Raw genomic sequence first — 7,638 nt, 5'->3', positions numbered from 1 at the left:
CGGAAAACATGCGGACGCAGTCGATGGGCGCGATCGTCGGCCCCCTGGAAGACGCCGGCCTCATCGTCGGCGCGCCCGACCCGAACGACGGCCGGCAGACGATTTTGTCGGTCGCCGAACGCGGCCGGGCTTGCATCCGGGAGAACCGGAGAACGCGCGAGGACTGGCTCGCCGAACGGATCGGCGCCGAGCTTGCCCCCAAGGAGCGGGACGAGGTCATGCGTGCGCTGGTCCTTCTCGAGCGGATCGCCGCGAGCTGATCGTTTCCTTTCTGCCGACGCGAGCCCGGCGCGTTTCCCGGCGCACGCTGCAACGCGAGAAAAGGAGTCCGCCATGGCCGCAACGAGGCTCGATCCCAAGACGGCGCTGATCGTCATCGATCTGCAGAACGGAATCATCGCCCTGCCGCTCGCACGTCCGGTCCGCGAGGTCGTCGCGCGCGCCGCCCGGCTCGCCGAAGCTTTCCGCCGGCGCGGCCTGCCGGTGGTTCTGGTCAATGTCGCGGGCGGAGCGCCCGGACGCACCGAGCAGGCGGGCGTTAGGGGGCCGTTTCCCGACGCGTTCACCGAGCTCGTGGCCGAACTCGATCGCCAGCCGCAGGACCATCTGGTGACGAAACACACGTGGGGCGCGTTCACCAACACCGACCTTCTCGACCATTTGCGCCGCGAGGGGGTGACGCAGGTCGTGATCGCCGGCGTCGCCACCAGCATCGGCGTCGAGTCGACGGCCCGGCAGGCCTACGAATACGGTTTCAACGTCACGCTCGCCATCGACGCAATGACCGACCGCACGGCGGAGGCCCACGACAACAGCATCCAGCGCATCTTCCCGCGTCTCGGCGAAACCGCCGAGACCGATGCGATCCTCGCGCTCCTCGACGCGACAAAGCGATGATCCGGACGCCTCCGCGCCGAGGGAGAGCGCGATGCGAAACCGGCTGAAGTTAGCGGCGCAATGGGGCGTGCTCCTTGCGCTGACGGCGCTGCTAGTCGGCGGGCTGGAGCTTCTGCGCCTGCCCGCGGCGCTGTTGCTCGGATCGCTCGCGGCGGCGGCCTCCCTGACCGCCGCCGACGTCGAGGTCCATGTTCCGCGGCCGCTGTTTGCGGGCGCGCAGGCGATCGTCGGCTGCCTCATCGCGCGGGTCATCATGCCCTCGACGATGAGGGAAATGGCGCACGACTGGCCGACCTTCCTCGGCGGGGTCCTATCCGTGATCGCCGTGAGCGCCGCGCTCGGATGGCTGCTGGCGCGCCTGCGCGTCCTTCCGGGAAGCACCGCCGTCTGGGGCGCCTTTCCCGGCGCGGCCACCGTCATGACGCTGATGGCCGAGGGCTTCGGCGCCGACGTCCGGCTCGTCGCCCTCATGCAGTACCTTCGAGTCGTCATGGTCGCCATCGTCGCGACGGTGGTCGCCAGCCTCTGGACGGCGACGACGTCGCATGCGGCGGCGCCGGTCGACTGGTTTCCCTCGGTCGCGCGGCCGTCGCTGGCGGCGACCCTCGTGCTCGCGGCGGCCGCGGCGGCGATCGGCCAAACGTTCCGCATCCCGGCCGGGCCAATGCTCCTCGCCCTCGGCGCGGCCGCCGTGATGCAGAACACGGGAGCCATGAGAATCGAGCTGCCGCCCTGGCTCCTCGCTCCGGCCTATTGCGCCGTCGGCTGGAGCATCGGGGCGCGCTTCAACCGGCCGATCCTGATCCACGCCGTCAAAGTCCTGCCGGCGCTTATGGCCTCGATTCTGAGCCTGCTTGCCATCTGCGGCGGGCTCGCCGCCATTCTTGCGCAGGTCGCGCATGTGGACGCGCTCACGGCCTATCTCGCCATGAGCCCCGGCGGCGCCGATTCCGTCGCCATCATCGCCGCCTCGACCCATGTCGACATGCCGTTCATCATGTCGATGCAGATGGCGCGGTTCCTTATCGTCCTTGTCCTCGGCCCGGCGATCGCGCGTTTCGTCGCCGGCCCGCAAAAGGGTGATTCGCTCCCATCGGCGGCTGGCGTTGTCGTGAGGAAGGTTTAGTGTCTGAGCGCAGAAAACTCCGGGAGAGCCCATGCCGAAGCCGTTGATCGTGATCGACCCCGCGCCGCGGGCGCTGGCCGAGATCTTCGACGCGCCGCTGTGGAGGCGGCTGGAGGCCGCCGGCGACCTGACGGTCCACGACGGACCGGGCAACATGCCGTCCGAGCGGCTCGAGGCCGTTCTGCCCGACATGGCCGTGCTGATCGGCCAGAGCGACATGCCCAAAGAGCGGCTCGACCGCGCGCCAAAACTGCGCGCCATCGTCAACGTCGAGACCAACTTCCTGCAGAACGTCGATTACGAGACCTGCTTCGAGCGTGGCGTCCATGTGCTCGCCCCGAGTTCCGCCTTCGCCAAGCCTGTCGCGGAAATGACGCTCGGCCTCGCGATCGACCTTTGCCGCGGCGTGACCGCCGCCGACCGGGCGATGCGGCGGGGCGACGAGAAATGGCTGCTCGACGGCGCCGAGGGCTGCTTCTCCCTCTATGGCGCGCGGGTCGGCCTGATCGGCTTCGGCGACCTTGCGCGCGCCTTCACGCTGCTGATCGCCCCCTTCGGCTGCCGGATCAAAGCGTATGATCCCTGGATCTCCGAGCATTTCATGGCCGGATTCGGCGTCGCAGCAGCTTCGCTCGACGAAGTCCTCCGAGATTCGCAAATCATCGTGGTGTTCGCCGCCGTCACCAGCGAGAACCAGGGTTTCCTCGGCAGGCAAGAATTCGAAAAGATTACGCCCGGTTCGGTCGTGCTGCTGATGAGCCGCGCCGGCGTGGTCGACTTTCCCGAGTTCCTGCGGCAGGTCGGCAGCGGGCGGTTTCGCGCCGCGACCGACGTCTTCCCGGTCGAGCCGGCGCCGCTCGACGACCCCGCACGCAGCATCGAGGGGCTTATCCTCTCGCCCCACCGCGCTGGCGCCATGCGCGATTCGCTGCTCGAAATCGGCCGCCAGACCGTCGCCGACGTCGAACTCGTCCTCAGAGGCCTGCCTCCGCTTTCCTGCCGGCGCGCGCAGCGCGAAACGGTGGCCCGGTCGCGCTCGAAACCGATCGAGCGCAGCTAGACCGGGCAAGTCCTGAGTAGAATAGATCGCCTTCGGGCATGGCTGTTCCGGCTCCGAGTTGACAGGATTACGCGCGATTTTCGCACTGTGAAGCCGCCAATGCACGCATAGAGTTGTGGACCACAGTTCTGCCCACTTTACCCGCTGTTCAAATTCAACGTTGCTCGATAAAATTCTAATGGTTATTCTCTATGGATACGGGGCGGTTCCCCGAATCTATCAGAAAAACTACGGTGTTTTTATGGAGACGGCTCTCATGACTGCTCGCTCCGTTGTGTTCCGGTTCGTTCTGGCCGGACTTGGAACTCTGGCGCTCTCGGGCGCAGGGCTCGCGGAAACGCGGCTGATATCCGATCCAAACGGTGTCGTGTCTTCGATGGCGGCGGTCGGCTCGAATTGCTGTTCGACCGAGGACCCCGCAGCCGCAAGCGCAGGGGCTGCCGCGACTCCGTCCACTCCGGCGGTTGCGGACGAAGTCGCGGTCGGCGCGTCTGCGCCCGGTGGCGGCGACCCGGCTCAGCTGGGATCGGCAGCCGACCCGCCGGCCGGGCCGTCGGCCGAAATCAACGCCTCCGAGACGGCGGCGCCGCCGCAGTCCACCCTGCGACGGCTGTTGACCGGTCTGGTCCAACTCGGCGCCGCGACGTTGCGCTGACACCCGGTCCGACTCGGCTCAAGTGTTCGGCAGGTTGTGCGCCAGCGCCTCGAGGACAGCCATGCGGACGGCGACGCCCATCTCGACCTGCTCGCGGATCAGCGACTGGGCGCCGTCGGCGATCAGCGTGTCGATCTCGACCCCGCGATTCATCGGTCCGGGATGCATGACGAGAGCGCCGGGCTTGGCGTAGGCGAGCTTCTCCCGGTCGAGCCCGAAGTAGCGGAAATATTCCTTCGTGCTCGGCACGAAGGCGCCGGCCATCCGTTCGCGCTGCAACCTCAGCATCATCACGATGTCTGCGTCCTTGAGGCCGCCGCGCATCTCGCGAAAAACCTCGACGCCCATCTCATCCACCCCCGCCGGAAGGAGCGTCGACGGACCGACGACCCGGACACGGGCGCCGAGCTTGCCGAGCAGCAAAATGTTGGAGCGCGCGACGCGCGAGTGGAGAATGTCGCCGCAGATCGCGACCGTGAGCCCCTCGATGCGCCCGAGGTTGCGGCGGATGGTGAGAGCGTCGAGCAGCGCCTGGGTCGGGTGCTCGTGCGCGCCGTCGCCGGCGTTGACGACCGAGCAGTCGACCTTGCGCGCAAGCAGCGACACCGCGCCCGCGGCATGATGGCGGACCACCAGAATGTCGGGTCGCATGGCGTTCAGCGTCATCGCCGTGTCGATCAGCGTCTCGCCCTTTTTGACGCTGGACGCCGCGACGGCCATGTTCATCACGTCGGCCCCGAGCCGCTTGCCCGCCAGCTCGAACGACGACTGGGTGCGGGTCGAGGCCTCGAAGAACAGGTTGATCTGCGTCCGCCCGCGCAAAGTGGACCGCTTCTTCTCGACCTGCCGGGAGATGGCGACCGCCTCGTCGGAGAGGTCGAGCAGCGCCTCGATCTCCAGGCGGTTGAGGTGTTCGATGCCGAGGAGATGGCGCTGAGCGAAGACGGGCGGGGAGAGGGACGTCATGGCGGGCGCGAGCTTTGGGCTCAGCGCCCGAGTTTTGCAAGCGTCGCCGGATCGGGCTCGCCGGCGAAAAACACATCGAGGCGTTTCCCGAAAAGCCACGCTCGGGAGCGGCGCGGCTTGCGGGAGCCGAATCTTGTCGCCTCGACTGTGGCAAAGAACTTCCGTTCTACCCTCGGCGGCGAGGATGAGCGTTGCCTGCTCGAAGCGCCGAAGCTGAACCTCAGCGCTATTCGGGTCGGCCGCCCCAGCCCTCCGGCTCCCACATGCCCCCAGCATCCCCCCCGTTTTCAACCCATTCCACCGACCCCCGCCCAGACATCATGACGCTGCGGGCCAGCACTTCGAAGTTGTGCTTCTGTGCGGCGTCGAGGCTGGCGTAAAACGGTTTCGCCGCCTCGGAGATCGCCTTGAGATGAGCGGCGCCCTGCGCCATGCGGCTGGCCATGAAATCCATGCGGTCCGTGGGGGACATGCGCTCGCCGCCCTCACGCATCTTCTGCATGGTCTCCATGTGCGATTTGAAGGCGTCCATGATTGCCGCTTCGAGCGGATTCCAAAGCTTGTCCTGGTCCGCTGTAAGTCCAAGTCCGGCTTTCATGCCGGCGAGCCTGGAATGGAGGATCATCTCGCGGTCGGCCGCCCAATGCTGCATGCGTTCCTCGCGCGAGGGCTTCTGATCACTCTGCGCGCTCGCAGGCATAAAGGTGAAGGTGGAAAGGACGGCGGCGGCAAGCGTTCCAAGGAGGATGCGTTTCATGGTGGTCTCCCCAATTGGATTGTCGCCAGAAAGATGCTCGCTCAAAGCCAACGCGAGTCGGTGCACCCGTTCGGCGTTTCTTCCCGTACACCGTCAGTGTAACATTTGTTTTGCAGTACCGACAACTTTGATTCGCTGAGGCGAGAGGAGAACAATGCGGTGGGTCGCGTCTTCCATTGGCGGCGGAGGCCACCGGCGCGAAGCGTCAGCAAAGCTCCTCTGCGGCCAGGCAACGGGCGCGCGGGCGATTTTTCACAGTCTTTCGAGCGTCGAGGAATCGGGGCCGCCACCGAAGTATTTGTCGAGGCATTGCGTGAAGACGGCTTCCCCCGGGGCGGCGCGGCTGAACAGCGTCATCGAGGAGCGAAACTTTGCCTCGTCGATCGCGCCGAAGATCTGCCGCGCCGTTCGCCCTTCCGCGGCCAGAACGAGGCGAGAGCAATCGACCAGCCTCGGACCGAGAATCGGGTGCGCCAGATAGGCCTTCGCCTCGTCGAGTGAAGAGATGGCGTAGAAGACCGAAGTCGGACTGGCGCCGAGGCCCGCAATCTGCGGAAAGACGAACCATATCCAGTGCGACCGCTTCTCGCCGGACATGAGCTCACGCACGACTGTATCATAGACGGGCGCCTGTGCGTCAACGAAGCGCTGGAGGTTGAACGGGTCGGTCATGGCGCGGCCGGCCGGGTCAGGCGCCGTTCGGGTAGTCCGCGCCGCGGGCGATGGCCTCGACCGACGCATGTTCCTTGCGCAAAGCCTCGATCTCGGCGCCCATGACGTCGTAGGCGAAATTGCCCAGCGGCAGCCGCAGCGGCGGATCGCTCCGCTCGACCGTCGCGATGATCGCCTCGGCGGCGCGGACAGGGTCGCCCGGCTGCTGGCCGCTGTACCCCTGGATCTGGTTGCGGCGAGCGATGGCGGTCTCCGCGTAAGCCTCGACCGGTCGTCGCGGCGTCTTGAGCGACCGGCCGCCCCAGTCGGTGCGGAACGGGCCCGGCTCGACGATCAGCACCTTGATCCCGAACGGCGCGACCTCCTTCGACAGCGCCTCCGACAGGCCCTCGACCGCGAACTTGGTGGCGGCGTAATAGGCGGATCCCGGATTGCCGATGAAGCCGCCCATCGACGAGACGTTGACGACCGCGCCTGACTTCTGCGCCCGCATGAGCGGCAGGACGGCGCGAGTCATCGCGGCCAGGCCGAAGAAATTGGTCTCGAACATGGCGCGAATGTCGGCGTCCTCGCCTTCCTCGACGGCGGCCAGATAGCCGTAGCCGGCGTTGTTGACCAAGACGTCGATGCGCCCGAACTTCTGCTTTGCCGCTTCGACGACGGCTACGATGTCGGCCGGACTGTCGACGTCGAGCTTCAGCGCCAATGCGCTTGCGTCATGGCCGGAGACGAGGTCGGCGACCTTGGCCACGTCGCGGGCGGTCGCGGCGACGCGATAGCCCCGCCCGATCAAGATTTTCGCCAGCTCCCGCCCGAAGCCGGTCGAGCAGCCGGTGATGAGCCAGACGGGTTTGGTGTTTTCGGCGGTCATCGCATCCTCCTCTACTCAGCCTTGGGATAGTCGGCGCCGCGGGCGACCGCCTCGACGGACGCGATCTCCTTGCGCAAAGCCTCGATCTCGGCGCTCATTCCGTCGAAGGCGATGCTTCCGAGCGGCAGCCGCAGCGGCGGATTGGGACTCTCGACCGTCGCGATGATCGCTTCGGCCGCGCGGACCGGATCGCCCGGCTGCGAGCCGCTGTAGCCGTGAATCGCGTTGCGGCGCGCGACGGCCGTCTCCGCATAGGCCTCGATCGGATGCTTCGGCATTTTCAGCGACCGGCCGGCCCAGTCGGTGCGGAAGGGGCCGGGCTCCACGATCAGCACCTTGATCCCGAATGCGGCGACCTCCTTGGCGAGCGCCTCCGATAGGCCTTCGACGGCAAATTTTGTCGCGTTGTAATAGCCGACCCCGGGGAAGCCGATGAAGCCGCCCTGCGAGGAGATGTTGACGATCGCGCCCGACTTCTGCGCCCGCATGACCGGCAGCAGGGCGCGGGTCATCGCGGCGAGGCCGAAGAAATTCGTCTCGAACATGGCGCGGATGTCGGCGTCCTCGCCCTCCTCGACCGCGGCCAGATAGCCATAGCCGGCGTTGTTGACCAGCACGTCGATGCGGCCGAATT

The 7,638-nt window shown here is 66.8% G+C and carries 9 protein-coding genes and 1 pseudogene; 5 read left to right on the top strand and 5 right to left on the bottom strand.

The genetic code is table 11. The annotated features are described in order from the left end of the window. The 5 genes and pseudogenes from ACLP25_RS06455 to ACLP25_RS06435 form a co-directional block, all read left to right on the top strand. Positions 1-260, top strand: a pseudogene (locus tag ACLP25_RS06455) (MarR family transcriptional regulator); the annotation flags it as partial. 73 nt (positions 261-333) lie between these two features. Continuing rightward, positions 334-897 carry an isochorismatase family protein gene (locus ACLP25_RS06450; RefSeq protein WP_442468399.1) on the top strand — a complete coding sequence of 188 codons (564 nt, stop codon included), beginning with the start codon at positions 334-336 and terminating at the stop codon, positions 895-897. Positions 898-928: 31 nt separating this feature from the next. Next, a complete protein-coding gene (locus tag ACLP25_RS06445) occupies positions 929-2,023 on the top strand; it encodes an AbrB family transcriptional regulator (RefSeq protein WP_442468398.1) in 1,095 nt (364 codons plus the stop codon). A gap of 31 nt (positions 2,024-2,054) precedes the next feature. Continuing rightward, positions 2,055-3,083 carry a hydroxyacid dehydrogenase gene (locus tag ACLP25_RS06440; RefSeq protein ID WP_442468397.1) on the top strand — a complete coding sequence of 343 codons (1,029 nt, stop codon included), beginning with the start codon at positions 2,055-2,057 and terminating at the stop codon, positions 3,081-3,083. 256 nt (positions 3,084-3,339) lie between these two features. After that, positions 3,340-3,738, top strand: coding sequence for a hypothetical protein (locus ACLP25_RS06435; protein ID WP_442468396.1), 399 nt, complete (start codon positions 3,340-3,342; stop codon positions 3,736-3,738). A gap of 18 nt (positions 3,739-3,756) precedes the next feature. Here the strand turns inward: ACLP25_RS06435 and ACLP25_RS06430 are convergent, their stop codons facing one another. The 5 genes from ACLP25_RS06430 to ACLP25_RS06410 form a co-directional block, all read right to left on the bottom strand. Next, positions 3,757-4,704 (bottom strand): aspartate carbamoyltransferase catalytic subunit, encoded by a 948-nt coding sequence (locus tag ACLP25_RS06430; RefSeq protein ID WP_442468395.1) that lies wholly within the window; start codon positions 4,702-4,704, stop codon positions 3,757-3,759. A gap of 226 nt (positions 4,705-4,930) precedes the next feature. Then, positions 4,931-5,506, bottom strand: a complete 576-nt coding sequence (locus tag ACLP25_RS06425) for a Spy/CpxP family protein refolding chaperone (protein WP_442468394.1) — start codon at positions 5,504-5,506, stop codon at positions 4,931-4,933. Positions 5,507-5,713: 207 nt separating this feature from the next. After that, positions 5,714-6,133 carry a DUF1810 domain-containing protein gene (locus ACLP25_RS06420; protein ID WP_442468393.1) on the bottom strand — a complete coding sequence of 140 codons (420 nt, stop codon included), beginning with the start codon at positions 6,131-6,133 and terminating at the stop codon, positions 5,714-5,716. A gap of 16 nt (positions 6,134-6,149) precedes the next feature. Further along, positions 6,150-7,004: an oxidoreductase gene (locus ACLP25_RS06415; RefSeq protein WP_442468392.1), complete on the bottom strand. Its 855-nt coding sequence runs from the start codon at positions 7,002-7,004 to the stop codon at positions 6,150-6,152. An 11-nt stretch (positions 7,005-7,015) separates the two neighbouring features. After that, positions 7,016-7,638: SDR family NAD(P)-dependent oxidoreductase (locus ACLP25_RS06410; protein WP_442468391.1), on the bottom strand; the 623-nt coding region annotated here is incomplete at its 5' end.

The sequence above is a fragment of the Roseiarcus sp. genome (assembly GCF_052145395.1).
Lineage (GTDB): Bacteria > Pseudomonadota > Alphaproteobacteria > Rhizobiales > Beijerinckiaceae > Roseiarcus.
Note: the sequence above shows the minus strand (reverse complement) of the source record. Positions and strands in the feature narration are given on the sequence as shown.

Excerpts from the sequence above, each read along its gene's own strand:
- ACLP25_RS06450 (WP_442468399.1), top strand. The coding sequence starts at position 334 with ATGGCCGCAACGAGGCTCGATCCCAAGACGGCGCTGATCGTCATCGAT.
- ACLP25_RS06435 (WP_442468396.1), top strand. The coding sequence starts at position 3,340 with ATGACTGCTCGCTCCGTTGTGTTCCGGTTCGTTCTGGCCGGACTTGGA.
- ACLP25_RS06440 (WP_442468397.1), top strand. The coding sequence starts at position 2,055 with ATGCCGAAGCCGTTGATCGTGATCGACCCCGCGCCGCGGGCGCTGGCC.
- ACLP25_RS06420 (WP_442468393.1), bottom strand. The coding sequence starts at position 6,133 with ATGACCGACCCGTTCAACCTCCAGCGCTTCGTTGACGCACAGGCGCCC.
- ACLP25_RS06430 (WP_442468395.1), bottom strand. The coding sequence starts at position 4,704 with ATGACGTCCCTCTCCCCGCCCGTCTTCGCTCAGCGCCATCTCCTCGGC.
- ACLP25_RS06445 (WP_442468398.1), top strand. The coding sequence starts at position 929 with ATGCGAAACCGGCTGAAGTTAGCGGCGCAATGGGGCGTGCTCCTTGCG.
- ACLP25_RS06415 (WP_442468392.1), bottom strand. The coding sequence starts at position 7,004 with ATGACCGCCGAAAACACCAAACCCGTCTGGCTCATCACCGGCTGCTCG.